This is a genomic window from Cyanobacterium sp. IPPAS B-1200, from assembly GCF_001747005.2.
Classification (GTDB): domain Bacteria; phylum Cyanobacteriota; class Cyanobacteriia; order Cyanobacteriales; family Cyanobacteriaceae; genus Cyanobacterium.
This window is the reverse complement of record NZ_CP182899.1, coordinates 1,259,360-1,277,160: the sequence shown is the minus strand read 5'-3', so window position 1 is coordinate 1,277,160 and position 17,801 is coordinate 1,259,360. Positions and strand designations below refer to the sequence as shown.

Here is a 17,801-nt window from a genome sequence, read left to right as displayed (position 1 = left end):
ATGATTTATTTACTATTTAGATAGATTATTTTAAGTGTGGGGGCAAGGGGCTTAAGCCCCTTGTTATAAATTCTATTTACTACGTTTTATTTTTTCTAAGACTTTATTTAATAAAAGTTCTAACTCTGGTAATTTTAACAGTTTGCCAATCAGTAGGAAAAGTGCGATCGCCCCTACACTAGCCACAGAGAGATTGATAAATTGTAAAATAAAACTTTCGTCACCCCAAAAAGAAGCTAAACCCTGATGGATACCCCAACAAGCAAAGCCAGAAATAATACTAGCAACCACGAGGATGACAAACACCCCAGCCCATTCCCATAAAGGCAAACCATTGAGACGACGATGTAAAAGAGCAAGGAAAATGAGTAAGGAAATAACATTAACCCCAATGGTGGCAAATACCAAACCCTGCACCTCAAAACTTCTCACCAACACATAATCGAGGAAAGCATTAAGAAAAATATTAAAAATGCTAATCTGAAAAGGAGTGTTTCCATCCCCCAAGGCATAAAAAACCCGCACTAAAACATCCCTCGCCAAATAGAAAAACATCCCCAAACCGTAGGCAAGTAATACAGGGGCAACAATGGAGGAAGCATCAGCACGGAATACTCCCCTTTCGTAGATAATTCTGACAATGGGCTGTGATAATGCCACAAAAATGGCACTAAAAGGGAACATGGTTAAACCCGTTAATACAAGACTTTGACGAATTTTTAGTTTTAATTCTCCCCAGTTTTCAGGCTCTGTGAGACGGGAGAAGACGGGTAAAAAAGGTACAAGAATCACGTTAGAAATGATGCCCACAGGGGTTAAAACCACAAAATTGGCGTAACGCATGGCCGCCGCCGCATTGGGCAAATAGGACGCAAAAAACAGGTCTGTATAGACGTTGATATGTAACATTCCCGATGAGAGGGTAGCAGGTACCATTACCTTCATCACATCCTTTACCCCTTCCCTACCAAACTCGAACCGTAAACGAAAACGACTCAAGCCCGATTTCGTCAGGGCTATTTGTTGGGCTAACCATTGCCATATACCCCCTAACAGGGTTGTTGATGCTAAAACGATTCCCCCTAGTCTCAAATATTCAGGATCGTTTATTTCTCCCCCCAAAAACCAGAGTAAACCCCCCACCCCGATGATGGTGGTTAAGCTAGAGAAAAGGGGGCTTAAACTCGGTAGCCAGTATTGATCTGAAGCGTTGAGGCTACCAAAGCCGATGCCCACCAAACCCGCAAAAATGGCGAGGGGTGCCATGATTTGAAATTGGGTAATGGCGATCGCCCTTACCTCAGAATCTAAACCAGGGGCGATTAAATCAATAAAACGACTAGCATAAACCACTAAAATAATAGTGACAATAAATAAAATACCCGTCACCAAAGTAGTAACTGTTTCAATGAGGGGCGCTGCTTCTTTTTGATCTCGTTTTGCCAATACGCTTACCAAAGCGCTGTGGAATGGCCCATTTATCCCCCCCAAAAGGATTAATAAAAACCCGGGTATCACATAGGAATAAGCGTAAGCGTTCGCCACAGCTCCCACCCCAAAAGCCGCTGCCACTACCTGCTCCCTTACCAGCCCCACTACTTTACTGATAAAAGTTGCAACGCCGACAATTCCTGCAATATTGCCAATGGATCTTGTTTTACCTTTGTTCACGCCTAGAAAAGAATATTATGACTTGACCTATTATCGATGGACTGTGAACAATTGACAATGTAAAATTAATAATTAAGCCCTAACCATGAACAATTTTTATTTAATGATGATCATGATGGTCATGATTCATAGGAGCAGATTCTTGTTGTTCAACGTTTAATCTAATCAAACTCATATCCTGTCTTCCATAGCTCATAACGCCCATGGTAACTTGTCCGAGGGCAAAAATTCCCATAGAAACCAAACCAATGGAAAATACTCCCATGGGTACTAAGCCAATGGAAATTACGCCATGGGGAATAGCACCGATGGAAATTAAACCATGGGGGGAAATACCAATGCACAATATGCCATCGTGGGGGGCAATACCGATTTGAATTAGTTTTTTGTTTTTTAAGGTTAGTCTCATGGAGGGTAAAACGTATAATATCAGGATGACCAAAATATATATACCAAAGGTTTTTATGTCAAAAGACACCCTGTCAAATTTATCTGTCCATAATGAACAAGTGGGGTAATTTAGGGCAGGGAATAGGGAATGGTGATACTATCTTGAATACTAAGCTAGTTTAATCATTGAGCTATATTTCACATCATAATTAAGTAGTGGCATTTTTTTTATATGTATAAATGAGGAAACCTATAAACAAAAGTATTTATATTCCTAGGAAAAAGATAGCTCTTTTTTGTCAAAAATGGAAAATAGTGGAGTTTGCTTTTTTTGGTTCTATTTTAAGGGAGGATTTTAATATAAACAGCGATATTGATTGTTTGGTAAAATTTTCTAACGAAGCTGATTGGAACTTATTTGATCGAGTAAAAATGCAAAGAGAATTAGAACTTATATTAGGTAGAAAAGTCGATTTAATTAATAAAAAATCAATCGAAAATAGTAAAAATTGGCTACGAAAAAAAGAAATATTAGGAACGAAACAAATATTTTATATCCAAGAATCTTTCCAAGAGAAAAAAACTACTTCAAATAAGCAATAGTAACCCCTGTACCCCCTTCATTACGGGGGGCTGTTTCATACTTACTCACTTGGGGATGCCGTTGCAAAAAGTCGTGAACCCCGGTGCGTAAACTCCCTGTACCTTTACCATGGACTATCCATAACAGTCCTAATTCTGTGGCAGAGGCGATCGCCTTTTCCAGCACAGGTTCAGCTAAGTGTACCCTTTGCCCCCGAATATCCACAGTATTTTTTTCTACCCTTATCCTTGCGGTGGTTTTAGTAGCTTTATTATTATTTTGCACCTTGGGGGCTTTTTGTTTCACCTCAGTTTTAGGGGGTTTTTCCTTCTCAAACCTCTTACCGTCCAAAGATTCAATATCTGTGAACGGTAGTACCATTTTCATAAAGCCAAAACGAGCTGTTAACTGTTCCCCTGTTTCATCCACATCAAGCACTTCGGCAGTTTGCCCGATACTCAATATTCTTACTCTCTCCCCTACCTTGGGTTTATAACTAGCTTTTTTCTTGGATTTATTAATGGGGGTTAAAAAGCGATCGCCAATTTTCTCCAGATTTTCCCTTGCCTGTTGCGCCCCTTGGGCGGTGGGATTACCTTTTTTCTGTAACTCCTTAATCACCTGAGCAATCTGGCTTTTGGCATCGAGGAGCATTTTTTGCACCGCTTGTTCCTGTTGAGATTTTAAATCCCTTTCTCTATCCTGTAAAGAGGTGGCTTTGGCTTCTACTTCCTGATAAAAACGCTCGGTTTTAATTAACAACTCTTCTGCCTGTTTATGCTTGTCCTCTTGCTCCCTTCTTTGGTTTTCCAACTCCCCAATTAATTGGTTAACATCTTGGGAAAAGCCCCCCGCCAACTCTTGGGAATCCTCAATCACCTCCGAGGGCAAACCTAATCTTTGGGCGATAATGATGGCATTGGAGCGCCCTGGAATGCCCCACAATACTCTATAAGTAGGTTGCAGGCTCACATCATCAAATTCCACAGAGGCGTTTTCAAAGCGACTATCGTTATATTTTAGGGTTTTCAATTCCCCGTAATGGGTAGTGGCAATGGTTAATAAATTATGCTCGGCAAGGTGTTTTAAGATGGCAATGGCGATCGCCGTCCCCTCGGTGGGATCTGTCCCCGCCCCCACTTCATCCAGTAAAACAAGGGATTTTGAGAGCTTATTAACTGTCTCTTTTTGCTCGGGGGAGGGGGATTCATCTTCGGGATTTTCGGGCTGCTGAGAAGCTCTGAGAGCATCCACAATGCGAATAATACGGCGGATATGTCCAGAAAAGGTGGATAAATTTTGTTCGAGGGATTGTTCATCCCCAATATCGGCTAAAACCTGCTCAAACCAAGGTATCTGCACGGGATCTTTGGCGGGGATATATAGCCCAACTTTTGCCATGAGGGCGGTAATGCCAATGGTTTTTAGGGTGACGGTTTTTCCCCCAGTGTTGGGGCCTGTGATGGCTACTACCCTTGTGTCTGGTTTAATCAAAACATCGATGGGTACTACTGCTCCCCCTTCTTCTTTTTTCTCTTGCCACACCAAGAGGGGATGGCGTAGTTGACGCAGGACAATATTTTCTTGGGAGGAAAAATCAACAAATTCGGGGGGATTTCCTTCTAACCAAAGGCTATATCTGGCTTTGGCGGTAGCTAAATCAAGGGCAGTGGCGATCGCCAATAACTCTTCTAATTCTTCCCATACTTCGGCTACTTTTTCGGTTAATGTCCGTAATATTTTTTCTTCTTCCCTTTTTTCCTGCCCCCTGCTAGTTTGCAGACGGTTGCCTAAGTCCACAATAGCTCTAGGCTCTAGGTATAGGGTTGATCCTGTGGTGGAGGTATCGTGTACAATGCCTGTTATTTGCCCACTATGGGAGGCCTTGAGAGGTAATACGAAGCGATCGCCCCTTTGGGTAACTACAGGCTCTTGGAGGGCGTTACCGTTGCGCTGGATAATACTTTGTAAGGTTTGTTGTATTTTACTTCTTAAACCTTTAATTTTTTGCCTAATTTCTCCTAATTGGGGAGATGCTCTTTCTGTGATTTCCCCACGATCATCTATGCAATAGTGAATTTCTTTCTCTAATTCGGGGAAAGTTCTTAATGTCTCGACTAATTCTTTGAGGGTAGGAGCGTCTTCTAATTCTTCAATTACCCTTCTTAATTTCCTAATTCCTGCCAAGGTAGTTGCAAGATTTAGTAATTCATCCCCCTTAAGCATCCCCCCTAGTTTTGCTCTCTCTAAGGCATCGCCAATGTCGTGGATACCTGAAAATGACCAGTTAGGGTTCAAACTGGTTTCGATGCGATATACTTCTCTGGTTTGCTCTAATAACTTTTTGGTTTCCGACAGGGTTTTGGGTACAGTCAAGTGGCTAGATGCGATCGCACCTAACTTTGTAGCGGCAAATTTAGAAAGATGATGGCATAATCTTTGCCATTCTAAAAGTCGGAAAGTTTCTTGTTCAATCAAAGCAAATATAGATAAGGTAATTGATAATTGAGAATGGATAATTAATAGTGATAGTTAGCTGTTAACTGGATTTATCCCAGACACAAACATATTTACCATGGGCAATTCATACTTTTAATTATTGCACAAGAGAATGACCTCTAAATCTATTCCCTCAAGAAAAAATTAACCAAAATCAACTATAAATTAACCCACTAGCAAACTATGATCATAACGAGGTGCTTTACTCTCCGAGGATTTTACTTGATACTTAACAAGATTCGCCAACTCCTCTAACTGACTGATAGCCTCTGCCCCTTCTAGCTTCATCAATTCTCGGTCATCTTGCATTTCAGTCCATGTAATACCATAATCAGAAACTAGAAAGCGGATTAGATGATTATCACCCAAACTAACCATAAAAGAAGCGCTCGTCAACTGAGTACCACAGGTATAGCAGGATGCAATATAACCTCTTTTCTCTAAAACAATGGCTAAGGCTTGGAGATTCATCACCAAATCCTTCACAAATTCTCTATACTCTTGTGCAAGTCTTATAAACATTTAGTACCTCCTATGGGTAAACTTACTTTACATTCTTAACAATAATTTAAGATTTGCCAAATTTATTATATGTTATCTTGATTCAAAAATGCAAAGATTAATATTTTGGGTAACAATTTAAGCATACCCTAATTAATTAAAATATGACGCATTTAGTTATTTTTCGTTCCTAATATTGCCATGAAACAACCACACCAATGGCGTTTTATCCCCTTGCTTAACCTTTCAGGAAAGGAACAAATGGCGATCGATAAATGGCTATTAACCCAACATCAAAAATATAATCATCCCCCCACCCTGCGTTTTTATACGTGGAATCAGCCCACCATTTCCCTCGGATTTAGCCAGAAAAAAAAATATCCTCCCCACTGGAATAACCTGCAATGGCACGGAAAATCAATAGATATAGTCCAACGCCCCAGCGGAGGTAGAGGAGTATTACACCAAGGAGATTTAACCTACGCAGTAATTTCTTCTCAGTTTGAGGGTAACTTAGATGAAGTTTATCGTCAGATTTCTCAGTTTCTCATCATGGGTTGGCAAAAATTAGGGGTTAACCTTTCTTTTGGTGCACCCCATCGACAATATTTAAAATCATCCAACTGCTTCGCCCTTTCTACCAACGCCGATTTAATAGATAGTCAGGGAAATAAGTTTATTGGCAGCGCCCAGCTAAAAAAGGGTAAATTTAGTCTTCAACATGGTTCAATGCTCTTAAATCCTACCCCAGAGCTATTTAAGAAAGTTTTTAATACCTTGCCTCCCCAAGCTGTGTTAGAGAATTTTCCTAATATCGACACTATTATTGAAACTCTCCTTAATGCTGCCCAAGAATATTTTAACGCCGAATTTATCCATCAACCTCTTTCCTCTAAAGAGTGGAAATTAATTGAAATTGAAACCAAGGATATTCTCCATTAGAGTTGTTATTTTTCCCTACCTCAAATATTCCCAACCTTAACAAATAAACTTTTTCATCAAAGCCTAATTATTGATTCTTAATTCTCTCATCATATCCTGTTTAATAACCTCTTGCCCTCTCGTCATGGCGTTGTGTAAATCAGAATTATTAATCATTAACTTTTGCCACTTGTGGGCGTATCTGAGAGTATAACCAAAGCCTAAACTACCGAAAGTAAAGATGGTACAAGTAATAACGATTAAATATTTAAAAACTCCATTGTCACTTTTCTCTTTTGAGTTAGGGGAAACCTTTTTCAAATTCTGAGATTTTTTTACCTGATGATTAGATTGCTGTTTCCTCATCTGCTGAGTTTGTGTCTCTTTACTCATACTCTTAACTGCGTACCTTTTTGTTTGAGGGGATGAACTTGTACGAGCCGATTTAGTGCGAGATACCTCAAGATTGTGAGAGCGAAGTTTGGATCTATTATTTCCTCTGATAGTATGTCTTGTCATGGTAAAAGTTGAATTAAATTGAGTAGTGATTACGTCAGTAAAAAAATATTTAAACCCTGATAAATATTTTTGAGAGAATTTGCGTTAACTGGAAAAAGACAGTTATTCTCCCCTTTTTTGCAAATCTCATCGGGATTGAGATACAATCATTGCTAAATAATTAAACCAATTATAGTTCTCTTTTTCCTGAATTAAATAATTATTCCCAGTTAATTTTTGTAATGATACATCCTCTCTTTTTTCCATTTAAGGTGCGCTGAAAAAAAAGGGGGCTTGCCCCCTCTCTAACTCCTACACTAATATTGGTAAGCTATTAACCCCTGCAGACACTTGATTCGTGGTTGCTACCGAGGTATCAATGTTTGCTAAGAAATTACGTCCTATGGTTTCAGCATTTGAACCAATGTAGCGATTCTCTAAACCGCCAAAAAGAGCATCTGTAAATAAGTCTGCACTGGTAATTTTATTTCTGACTCTTATCGTATCGGTATCTCTTGCTCCTAATACAATTTCTAATGCGATCGCAGGTAAACTCACGTCCTCCTGATTGATGGCATTGCGCCAGAAAGATAATCCTGCAGTATCGACATCACGATTAAAAGCATTACGATAAACCAAATTGATTCGACTATCTATAGTCAATGCGCCAAAAAGACGATCGCTCTCGCTAGAGTTACCAAAATCATCGATAAACTCTTGGTATAATGCCCTCTGAGTTTCTGACAAAGAATTTAGCGTCACTCCGCCCCGTGGAGAATAAAATATGTTGTTGTCTCTTAAAACCTGATTCCAGAAATTACGTCCTGCAGGATCTGCGGGTCTTCCATAATAACCAACATAAGCTAACTGGACTGTTCCAGATTCTAATGCCAATGGATTATTAGTTGAGGTAAAAGTGGTATTTTGGGTACTGCCAACAATATCACCGCCACCAGTACCACCAGTACCACCGCCACCAGTACCACCGCCACCAGTACCACCGCCACCAGTGCCACCGCCACCAGTGCCACCGCCATTATCATTGAGAACGAAAACTCTTTCCTGTAGCTCAAACTTCGTTGTTGGATTGGCATTCTTATTTTCGATCTCGATTTTATAGCCCAATCTTGCATCTGGTGCGATCGACCCTAGATTATTATCTTCATCTACATCGAATCCTGCAATTTTAATTCTGAAAGTATCTCCTTCCTCATAACTGTTTTCAGGGATCGTAAACACACGTTGGCCAGGAAGATTAACTTTAACTGTTCTGTCAATTGTAGTAACTACACTGCCGTTACTACTCTGTCTAGCAATACTTAAATAACCCCTTTGTTCATTATTCTTTGTTCCCCAAGGTGTACTGCTGTCATTATTATTACCAGTAACAGTAATGGAGAAAGAATCTCTACCTCCAGAAGTAACTAACCGAAATTCGTCAGCGTAACCCACTCTTGGCGGGTTTTGAGGCTGACTATCTTCAAACCCATTCAATGCATTTTGAGCAATGAAAAGCTTGTCGGAACTTTCTAAAACACCATTGGTACTGACACTTGCTGTGCTAGAATCTCCAATAGTTTGAAACTTGCTGCTCTTGGAGTTAAATGTAAATGGTAAAGGCTCGTTCTGAGATCCAACATCGAAAGTGACACCCATGTTGTAACTGATAGGCTCTGAAAAATCAAATTCTTGATCATTACCGCCTCGACCAACGATCAATAACCGATAGTTTTGTCCTACTTTTAGTTTATTATCTAGCAGTGAGACGTTTTTATCGTTAATATTTAAGTTTAGTACAGAATTATTACTAGGATCCACTAAAACTAATTTTTTGTTAATGGTGCTGGTAGCGTTAAAACTGACAATCCTCGTTGTTAAAACCTCAACATCAGCAATTTCATTTATTTTAAACTCAAATTCATCTACTGCCCTTGCCAGAAATCTTGTATTAGTAACCGTATTGAAAGTTCTAAAAAAATCGTTTTGGTCAAATTCACCGCGTAATACCGTTCCTGAAGTAGTCATTTTACATTTTCTGTCAAAATTTTTGGATTTATGATCAATATGATCAGTTCTGTTTATGATTGTATTTGAAAAAATAACATTTAAACCAATACAATCTCAAATTATTGAAGATAATTTTTTTTCATTTGAAATTTAAGTGAAAATTTTGAGAATGAGGAGCAAATATCTTGTTCAATTTAGACTTACAAAATTACAGCCACAAGATATTGACAACAAGTCCAGAAAAAAGCTATGATGATAAATTGTGAGTTTTGGACAAATAAAAAATCGATGTCTATAAATGCAAAAGCCATAATCCAGTCTATCGAGGCGGATTATATGAAAGAGAAAGGCTCATTACCATCCCTTAACGTCGGCGACACCATTAAAGTAGGTGTTCGTATTCAAGAAGGTGGTAAAGAAAGAGTACAGCCCTTTGAGGGAACTATAATTGCCATGCGTAATGGTGGAATTAACGAAACCATTACCGTCAGAAAAATCTTCCAAGGAGTAGGAGTAGAAAGGGTATTCCTTTTACACTCTCCCAAAATTGCGGACATCCAAGTAATCCGTAGAGGTAAGGTTAGAAGAGCTAAACTATACTATCTCAGAGATAGAGTTGGTAAGGCCACCAGAATCAAACAACGTTTCGATCGCCCTATAGAAAAGGTAGCTAAAACTAAAACCAAAACTAAAGCTAAATAGTTTCACCTTGTCATCTTAAACACCAGAGTTAACCAAAAACACCAACAGTGACTGAAACCATTTCAGGAGCTTTGATACTTGACAAATAAAACTAAAGTTAGTTATAGTATCTAAATATACGTCCTTAGTTCAGTTGGTAGAACGTCGGTCTCCAAAACCGAATGTCAGGGGTTCAAGTCCTCTAGGACGTGTTGGTAAGAAAGGTTAATAATGTTGTGCTTAAGTGACCTTATAATAAAGATTCAAGGGTGAGATAAAATCGCTCAAGTAATCGTCGTAGGTAAATATAAGGAGTCATCATGACCAACAAAGAAACTATTAAGCAAAAAGGCAAAGAAGCTGAAGGCTCTAAAAGCGATAGAGCAACCTTCATCGAAGAAACTAAACAAGAATTAACCAAAGTTGTTTGGCCCTCCCGTCAACAACTCGTTAGTGAATCTGTAGCCGTAATCTTAATGGTGACAGTGGTAGCTACGGTAATCTATTTAGTTGATAATATATTTAGCTGGTCAGCTGGGAAGGTGTTTTAATGGGTTTATACTCGGAAAACGATACCGAGCAGAAAAAAACTGTGGCAGTGGGTAAACCCCGCTGGTACGTAGTACAAGTTTCCGCAGGTTGTGAAAAAAAAGTTAAAACCGACATTGAACAAAGAATCCACGGCTTCGATCTAGCTGATAGAGTTCTTGAGGTGAGAATTCCCCAAAGCCCTAGTGTTAAAGTCCGTAAGGATGGAAGCCGCTACCAAAGTGAAGAAAAAGTTTTACCTGGCTATGTCCTCGTAAATATGGTCTTAGATGATCATGCTTGGCAGATGGTCAAAAATACTCCCAACGTCATCAACTTTGTCGGTGCAGAACAAAGACGGGCTGTCGGCAGAGGTCGAGGTCATGTAAAGCCCTTGCCCCTATCACTCTCCGAGGTAAATCGCATCTTTAAACAAATGGATGATGCTGAACCCGTGGTCAAAATTGATATGGAAATTGGTGATCAAATTTTGGTACTCAGTGGACCATTCAAAGACTTTGCGGGGGAAGTTATCGAAGTGAGCGGTGATAAGAACAAACTTAAAGCCCTACTGTCAATCTTCGGTAGAGATACCCCCGTAGAACTCGAATTTAATCAAGTAGAAAAACAAGGATAAAAATAAAAGGAATAAACGATGGCAAAAAAAGTCGTTGCACTAATCAAACTCGCTTTACCCGCAGGTAAGGCAAACCCCGCTCCCCCCGTAGGTCCTGCCCTCGGTCAGCATGGGGTAAATATCATGGCATTTTGTAAAGAATATAATGCCCAAACCTCTAACCAAGCAGGGATGATTATTCCTGTGGAGATTTCTGTTTATGAAGATCGTAGTTTTACTTTCATTCTCAAAACACCTCCTGCCTCTGTATTAATCAAAAAAGCAGTAGGTATTGATAAAGGTTCTAAGGAGCCTAACCGTGAAAAAGTAGCTCAAATTACTGAAGATCAATTGAGAGAAATTGCTCAAACTAAAATGCCTGACTTGAATGCTAATGACATTGAAGCAGCTATGAAAATTATTGCAGGAACTGCCCGTAATATGGGTGTTACCGTAGCTGAGTAATTATTGTTTTTACCCAGTAAATTATTTAAGCAAATTATCCCAACCTATAAACTAACTATTTTGAAGACCTTTGTTAACTATTGAGTCCTCAAAACTAAGAAAAATTATTAAGGGGAGAAGTGCTAACTTCGTTAATTGACCCAAAGGAGACACATAAATGAGTAAAAAATTAAGTCGTAGATACAAAGAGGCATTGGCAAAGGTTGAGCCTAGAGCTTATGAACCTTTAGAAGCCCTAAATTTATTAAAAGAAACCGCCACCGCAAAATTTGATGAGAGTGCGGAAGTTCACATTCGTTTAGGTATTGACCCTAAATATACTGACCAACAACTAAGAACCACCGTAAGTCTTCCCAAAGGTACAGGTTTAACCGTTAAGGTTGCCGTTATTACCAGAGGGGAAAAGGTAAAAGAAGCCAGTGAAGCAGGGGCTGACATTTACGGTGAAGAAGATTTGATCGAAGAAATCCAAAAAGGAATGATGGATTTTGATGTATTAATCGCTACCCCTGACATGATGCCTAAAATCGCTAAATTAGGTCGTGTCCTAGGTCCTAAGGGTTTAATGCCCTCTCCTAAAGGTGGTACTGTTACTACGGATTTACCTTCGGCTATCAATGAATTTAAGGCTGGTAAATTAGAATTCAGAGCCGATCGCACGGGGATTGTTCACATTCTATTTGGTAAGTCTTCCTTTAGTGCAGAAGATTTACTGGCTAACCTCAAAGCATTACAGGAAACCGTTGATCGTAACCGTCCTTCTGGTGCCAAAGGTCGCTACTGGCGTAGTGTGTTTGTATCTTCTTCCATGGGTCCTTCCATTGAGGTTGATATTAACTCCCTCAGAGATCTTAAACTCAGCGAAGTTTAATTGATTTTATAGTTAATAATTAGGATGTTCTTCGGAGCATCCTTTTTTTTGTCAATATATAAAGTTTTATATTTTGGTTAATAACAAGATAGTAAAAATCAAAAAAAGATCCCCCCTATTGCTTTGAATAAGGGGAAATAACTGATTTTTACTCCTCAAAGTCGGCATCTACGGCATCACTACCACCGCGCACGGTAACGAGGTCAATTTGTTGGCGATAATAGTCAACGCTCTTAATTTCTACTTCTACTCTATCGCCCAGACGGTAAGCAGTGCGGTTTTTTCTGCCCACGAGGCAGGTGTGACGGGCTCGATATTCGTACCAATCATCCTTGAGGGAGCTAACATGGACTAATCCTTCTACTAAGGAGTCTTCGATTTGTACAAAGAAGCCGTAGGATTGCACCCCCGTAATTAAGCCACTGAATACCTTACCTGTGCAATCTTTCATTTTTTCGGCTTTCTTTAACCCTGCCAAGTCTTTTTCAGCATCATGGGCGATTTTTTCGCGCTCGTTAAGGTGGGTAACAAGGGAGTGTAAATCTGCTTCCAGGTTGCTTTGGATGGCAGGGGGTAAGACATTCCAGTTAATATCTCCGTGGCAAGAGTTGCTATGTAGGTTTACTCCTTTTTTGGCGTTGCTGTGTCTTCTGTCGCGCCCATTTTCAAATAATGCCTTTAAGACTCTTTGAATATGTAAGTCAATATAGCGTTGTCCGGGGGATACACAGTGGGTATAGATGGGGTAAGCCAACCCAAAATGGGGGGCTGGATGTTGGATATATTTATCAGATTTTAGGGAGCAAAGGAGGAGGTAGTTGAGGACTTTTTCGTAGTCGGATTTACTAAACTCTTGGGTAAGGTGGTAGTAGTCGAGGGGAAATAAGTCTTCTTCGGATTCTAGCTTGAAGTCTAGTTTGAGGTTGGCTACGAGTTTTAGTAAGTCTTCCAATTCATCCCAATCGGGTTTGGCTTGGGTGCAGTAGATGGCGGGTAAGCCTAATTCGTGGAGATGTTCGGCAACTAATTTTCCTACTAATACCATTAACTCTGTCATTAATGATAGTACGGGTAGTTGGGAATAAGATGCGATCGCCCCTATTCTACCTTCATCTTTGAAATAGGAGGTAATATCATCTAGGGCAATATCAAAACCACCCCTTTGTAACCGTTGCGCCTTGACGAGGGGGCTAAGGGTGAAAAACATCTCATTGAGAAGGGGAAAAACATCCTTCAATTCTGCCTTGGCACTACCCAAACCAATGATACTTTGTACTTCTTTATAGGTTAATCTATGGTCAACCCTAATCACACTAGGATGAATATTGTACTCTACCACCTGCCCTTTATCGTCAAAGGTGATGAATATAGACACCGTTAAACGATCTTCATTGGGTACTAGGGAACAACATTTTTCCACCTTGGGCGGTAACATGGGAATAATTTTATCTCCTAAATGTACCGTGGTGGCTCTTTTACGAGCTTCCCTATCGATGTGGGTATCAGGCTGCACGAAGTGAGTGACATCCGCCATATGCACCCCTAAACACCAGTTTCCATCCTCATTTTGTTCTAGGGTGAAGGCATTTTCCACCAACAAATCCAACTCCCCGACGTTATCTTGCTCTAGGGTGATGGTTAATTTATCCCGTAAATCCATGCGTTTTGCTAATTCTTCTTCACCAAAATCTGGGGAAATTTCATCGGCTTTTCTAAAAATTTTCTCGGAAAATTCGTGGGGTAAATCATGCTTGGAGGAAACAATGTCGGTGTCTGCCGCTTCTTCTGCGTCACTTCCCAACACCCGCATTACTTTACCCATAGGGGGATTTTGTCCGATGGGGTACCTTAAAACGTTCACATGGACAAGGTGATTGATGGCTTCAGAGATGGATTCTGGTTCGTCTTTCAGTTTTACCTCGAATAAAAGGCGATCGTCTAACGGCACAGCATGATATTCTGAGTTATCTTCCACAACCCTCGCTAATACTGAAGGATTGGCTCTTTCAGTGATTAATTTTACTTCTCCTTCAGGGGATCTTCTTCTCGTACCTTCTTTGATAATCTTGACTAAAACGCGATCGCTATTCCACGCATTACTGAGGTGACTTTCTCTAATATAAATATCATCGGCATCCTCTTCATCTTGGATAGCAAAGCAAAAACCCTTACTCGAACAACGTAGCTTTGCTTCTACTACATCGGCTTCCGACACTCGGCGATACTTGCCAAACTCCTTGGTTACTACGCCAACTTTTTCTAGGACATCGAGGGCAATTTGTAGTTTTTCTAGTTCTTCAGGTTCTTCACAACCCAGTTTTTTTTCTAATACTTTCCCTGCCACCAGCTTATCTTGACTTAGGTGAGAAAGAATTGTAGCGATTGAAAATTCCATTTATTATAATCCTGTCAATGTCTAAATAGTGTTCTTTTACAGTCAATTTAACTAGGTTAATAGTGTCTTTTGAAAACTATTTTTAACTCATAAGAATAGATAAGAAAATTAAAAACAGTTTGACACATCCTAGAGGAATAAAATTAGCTTAACCCTTGAAAATTAAAGGTTTTACTTAATCAAAGTAACGTATTTACTAAGATATAAAAATCAAAGTTATATCTTTGGTGTAGCATATTCATCCAGAAAAATTTATCTTTATTGATGATTTTACAGTTAAAAAAGTTTGAGCCATGAGGAATATTTCTTAACTAAAATACTGTTAATCAATTTAGATATAAAACATAGAAGTCGCTGGGCTTTTTTTCTGAAATAAAACTCCTTCGATAAACTAACTTTGATTGACGAAACATTCACATCACATTAACCATAGTGCGAAAAGACTAAGTTATTTTCTTTAAACAACGGTTTTATTAATGATTATGGTTGATGCTAATGATGTCCACAATGCTATTTTTATTCTTAAATTAATACTATAGCCTATTTTTGACCCTTAAGAAATGGTAGCTTGAAGGATTTTGTGGAATTATGAATTATTTGTTTTATGGTGGGCAAGATTTTTTATTCTGCCCCCCACATTTTCCTCCACGGGAGAACTTTACTTGTTAATTATTAATTATGGAAACCTAGCGTTTTCTAGCAGTTTTCATGGCACCAGAGACATTAGAACCTGCTAACAAACGTTGCAATTCGTCGGGGCGGCTACTTTTCGCCAGGCCTTCTTCCATGCTGATTACCCCTGTTTTAACGAGGTTGGCAAGGGCTTGTTCCATGGTTTGCATACCCAGTTTTACTCCTGTTTGAATGGAGGAATAAATTTGAGGTGCTTTTGCTTCTCGGATTAAATTGGCGATCGCAGGGGTGACAATCATAATCTCCTGAGCCATAGCCCGACCAAATTCCCCTGGTTTAGGATTGTGTTTTTTGGCTAAACACTGGGCAAATACTGCCAATAAAGAGTTGGACAACATGGCTCGAATTTGAGCTTGTTCGGCGGCAGGGAATACATCAATAATACGGTCAATGGTACCAGCCGCAGAACTGGTGTGCAATGTACCAAAGACGAGGTGTCCTGTTTCCGCTGCACTAATGGCAAGGGAGATGGTTTCTAAATCTCGCATCTCACCCACGAGGATAATATCAGGATCTTCCCGTAAAGCCGCTTTTAGGGCATTGGCAAAACTCTTGGTATCTTCCCCTTTTTGTCTCTGGTGAAAAAGACTGTTAACGTTAGGAAAAACGTACTCGATGGGGTCTTCTACGGTTAAAATGTGTTCTGCCCTAGTACGGTTGATTAAGTCTAGCATGGCCGCTAGGGTGGTAGTTTTTCCTGAACCTGTTTGCCCTGTTACTAATATTAAACCCCTGGGGCGATCGGTCATTTCCTTGACAATGTCAGGAAGTCCTAATTGATCAAAGTTAGGAATTTTAGAAGATAATGCCCTTAAACAAGCCGCATAACATCCTCTTTCCTTGTACACATTTACCCGAAAACGAGCTAAACCTTTCACCCCATAAGAACAATCTAATTCCCAGTTTTGTTCGAGGGTTTTACGCTGGGTATTGTTTAACATGGTAAAAATGAGCTTTTGACATTCTTGGGGGCTAAGAGGCTCATCTCCGATGGGGGTTAGTTTACCACTGATACGAAAGTAAACGGGAGCGCCTGCTTGGATGTGCATATCTGAGCCACCCATTTCCACCAACTGCTCCATCAAGTCTTCTATCATCATTTCCATAGACTCTTTCTCCTGAGATGCTTTTTATTTATCTTACCCCGATCGCCCTTATCTCTTTCAAATAAGTTAATAATTGTTAGTTATTAAGCAAATTTTATCGTGAAGATGGAAAACAGTTTATGACACATAAAAGAAAATATTGATTTACCAAAATTCCCTATTGCCCATTCCCCATCTCAACTTTGACATTTTGGACAAAAATGGGTCGATCGCCCTCCTAACTTCATCTTGTCTATAGGTGTATTACAAATTCTACAGGGTTCTCCTTTTCTGCCATATACCCAAGCCTTGCCCCCATAATTACCATTAACCCCTGTGATGTGGAGAAAATCACTAAAACTTGTTCCCCCTACCTTGATAGAATCGTCTAATACCTCGATGATGGCGGTTCTTAATTTTTCAATTTGTGGTAGTGTCAGGTTACAACTGATAGTATTAGGCATTATGCCACTTTTGAATAAAGCCTCATCAGCATATATATTACCAACTCCAGCCACCACACCTTGATCTAAAAGTAGGGTTTTGATATTGCGACGGCTTTTTGATAGTTTTTCTTGAAAATATGCCACCGTAAATTGAGGAGAAAAGGGTTCAACTCCCAACTTCTGTAAGCCCGTAATTGCTGTTTCTGGGGGTTTATTCTCTGCTAACCACCAAAACTTGCCAAAGGTGCGAGTATCCACAAAACGTAACTCTTTGCCCTCATCAAAAAATAACCTTACCCTTGTATGTTTTTGTAAGTCACTATCCTGATTTACCCATAATAACTGCCCTGTCATCCGTAGATGTACTCCTAACCATCCCTCTGACAGTTGCGCTAATAAATATTTACCTCGACGATGCCATTGAATAATTTTTTTCTCGGCAATACCCTGTTCAAAAGAAGCGACAGAATCAGGATAAGCCAAGGTGCGGGGTAATAGTACTTTAGCAGATTCAATAGTAAGTGCCGAAGTCTTTTTATTTAGACCTCGACACACTGTTTCTACTTCGGGTAATTCTGGCATGGTTTAGTTTAATAATTGATAAACAAGATAATAGCTCATTGATTATCCTTGATCAATTGTACTTTGCCGATATTCCTCAGTGTTTATTTTTTCTTGGCAGGGGCAGGGGTGACAACTTCTAATTCGCTTTCGGCGAAGTTATTGGTGTTGATACCACCAGGGCTACCACTAAAACCGCTATAGTTAACTTTGTCAAAACGGACAATTACGGGATAAATAATGCCGCTTTTATCTACCGTTGCCACAGTGCCTACGTCTCTATACCAGTAGGATTCTTTGCGTAAGATTCTTACTTTTGCTCCACGTTCAATTGCCATAATTAAATTATTTTTTCAAAAATATTATCTTTAAATAACAGATTACTACTTG

At 39.6% G+C, this 17,801-nt stretch carries 16 protein-coding genes, 1 tRNA gene and 1 pseudogene; 8 read left to right on the top strand and 10 right to left on the bottom strand.

Annotation, left to right across the window (positions count from 1 at the left end; all coding sequences use genetic code 11):
• Positions 1-72 precede the first annotated feature (72 nt).
• Both murJ and A5482_RS05990 read right to left on the bottom strand, forming a co-directional pair.
• Positions 73-1,671: a murein biosynthesis integral membrane protein MurJ gene (murJ, locus tag A5482_RS05995; protein WP_446684823.1), complete on the bottom strand. Its 1,599-nt coding sequence runs from the start codon at positions 1,669-1,671 to the stop codon at positions 73-75.
• A gap of 100 nt (positions 1,672-1,771) precedes the next feature.
• Positions 1,772-2,080: a hypothetical protein gene (locus A5482_RS05990; protein WP_069790829.1), complete on the bottom strand. Its 309-nt coding sequence runs from the start codon at positions 2,078-2,080 to the stop codon at positions 1,772-1,774.
• 221 nt (positions 2,081-2,301) lie between these two features.
• On the opposite strand from A5482_RS05990, the gene A5482_RS05985 reads away from it, so the two are divergent.
• The gene (locus A5482_RS05985; RefSeq protein ID WP_069790828.1) at positions 2,302-2,664 is read left to right on the top strand and encodes a nucleotidyltransferase family protein; all 363 of its coding nucleotides are present in this window, start codon (positions 2,302-2,304) and stop codon (positions 2,662-2,664) included.
• On the opposite strand, the gene A5482_RS05980 is transcribed toward A5482_RS05985, so the two are convergent.
• Both A5482_RS05980 and A5482_RS05975 read right to left on the bottom strand, forming a co-directional pair.
• On the bottom strand, positions 2,645-5,122 hold the full coding sequence (locus tag A5482_RS05980) for an endonuclease MutS2 (RefSeq protein ID WP_069790827.1): 2,478 nt from the start codon (positions 5,120-5,122) through the stop codon (positions 2,645-2,647). The two genes, A5482_RS05985 and A5482_RS05980, sit on opposite strands and share 20 nt — an antisense overlap.
• A gap of 186 nt (positions 5,123-5,308) precedes the next feature.
• Positions 5,309-5,665, bottom strand: a complete 357-nt coding sequence (locus A5482_RS05975) for a DUF1815 family protein (protein WP_069790826.1) — start codon at positions 5,663-5,665, stop codon at positions 5,309-5,311.
• A gap of 180 nt (positions 5,666-5,845) precedes the next feature.
• Between A5482_RS05975 and A5482_RS05970 the strand changes: the two genes are divergently transcribed.
• A complete protein-coding gene (locus A5482_RS05970) occupies positions 5,846-6,586 on the top strand; it encodes a lipoyl protein ligase domain-containing protein (protein WP_069790825.1) in 741 nt (246 codons plus the stop codon).
• Positions 6,587-6,649: 63 nt separating this feature from the next.
• On the opposite strand, the gene A5482_RS05965 is transcribed toward A5482_RS05970, so the two are convergent.
• Positions 6,650-7,084 carry a hypothetical protein gene (locus A5482_RS05965; protein ID WP_141712676.1) on the bottom strand — a complete coding sequence of 145 codons (435 nt, stop codon included), beginning with the start codon at positions 7,082-7,084 and terminating at the stop codon, positions 6,650-6,652.
• A gap of 291 nt (positions 7,085-7,375) precedes the next feature.
• Positions 7,376-8,557, bottom strand: coding sequence for a DUF4214 domain-containing protein (locus tag A5482_RS05960; protein WP_141712675.1), 1,182 nt, complete (start codon positions 8,555-8,557; stop codon positions 7,376-7,378).
• Between the two features lie 807 nt (positions 8,558-9,364).
• Between A5482_RS05960 and rplS the strand changes: the two genes are divergently transcribed.
• The 6 genes from rplS to rplA all read left to right on the top strand — a co-directional run bounded on the left by rplS (position 9,365) and on the right by rplA (position 12,231).
• The gene (rplS, locus tag A5482_RS05955) at positions 9,365-9,772 is read left to right on the top strand and encodes a 50S ribosomal protein L19 (protein WP_069790849.1); all 408 of its coding nucleotides are present in this window, start codon (positions 9,365-9,367) and stop codon (positions 9,770-9,772) included.
• Between the two features lie 118 nt (positions 9,773-9,890).
• Positions 9,891-9,963: transfer RNA gene (locus A5482_RS05950), tRNA-Trp, on the top strand.
• 108 nt (positions 9,964-10,071) lie between these two features.
• Positions 10,072-10,302, top strand: a complete 231-nt coding sequence (secE, locus tag A5482_RS05945) for a preprotein translocase subunit SecE (protein ID WP_069790822.1) — start codon at positions 10,072-10,074, stop codon at positions 10,300-10,302.
• Complete coding sequence (nusG, locus tag A5482_RS05940; protein ID WP_069790821.1) at positions 10,302-10,916, top strand: transcription termination/antitermination protein NusG; 615 nt, start codon at positions 10,302-10,304, stop codon at positions 10,914-10,916. The genes secE and nusG overlap by 1 nt, the downstream gene beginning before the upstream one ends.
• 18 nt (positions 10,917-10,934) lie before the next feature.
• Positions 10,935-11,360: a 50S ribosomal protein L11 gene (gene rplK, locus A5482_RS05935; protein ID WP_015223542.1), complete on the top strand. Its 426-nt coding sequence runs from the start codon at positions 10,935-10,937 to the stop codon at positions 11,358-11,360.
• A gap of 157 nt (positions 11,361-11,517) precedes the next feature.
• Positions 11,518-12,231 carry a 50S ribosomal protein L1 gene (rplA, locus tag A5482_RS05930; RefSeq protein WP_069790820.1) on the top strand — a complete coding sequence of 238 codons (714 nt, stop codon included), beginning with the start codon at positions 11,518-11,520 and terminating at the stop codon, positions 12,229-12,231.
• 148 nt (positions 12,232-12,379) lie between these two features.
• On the opposite strand, the gene A5482_RS05925 is transcribed toward rplA, so the two are convergent.
• From A5482_RS05925 to A5482_RS05910, 4 genes and pseudogenes are all read right to left on the bottom strand, one after another.
• Positions 12,380-14,626, bottom strand: a complete 2,247-nt coding sequence (locus A5482_RS05925) for a ribonuclease R family protein (protein ID WP_069790819.1) — start codon at positions 14,624-14,626, stop codon at positions 12,380-12,382.
• A 686-nt stretch (positions 14,627-15,312) separates the two neighbouring features.
• Positions 15,313-16,428, bottom strand: a pseudogene (locus A5482_RS05920) (type IV pilus twitching motility protein PilT); the annotation flags it as partial.
• Positions 16,429-16,601: 173 nt separating this feature from the next.
• Positions 16,602-17,432 (bottom strand): DNA-formamidopyrimidine glycosylase, encoded by an 831-nt coding sequence (locus A5482_RS05915; protein ID WP_069790817.1) that lies wholly within the window; start codon positions 17,430-17,432, stop codon positions 16,602-16,604.
• A gap of 83 nt (positions 17,433-17,515) precedes the next feature.
• Positions 17,516-17,752, bottom strand: a complete 237-nt coding sequence (locus A5482_RS05910; protein WP_201150059.1) for a photosystem I reaction center subunit IV — start codon at positions 17,750-17,752, stop codon at positions 17,516-17,518.
• Between the last annotated feature and the right edge of the window lie 49 nt (positions 17,753-17,801).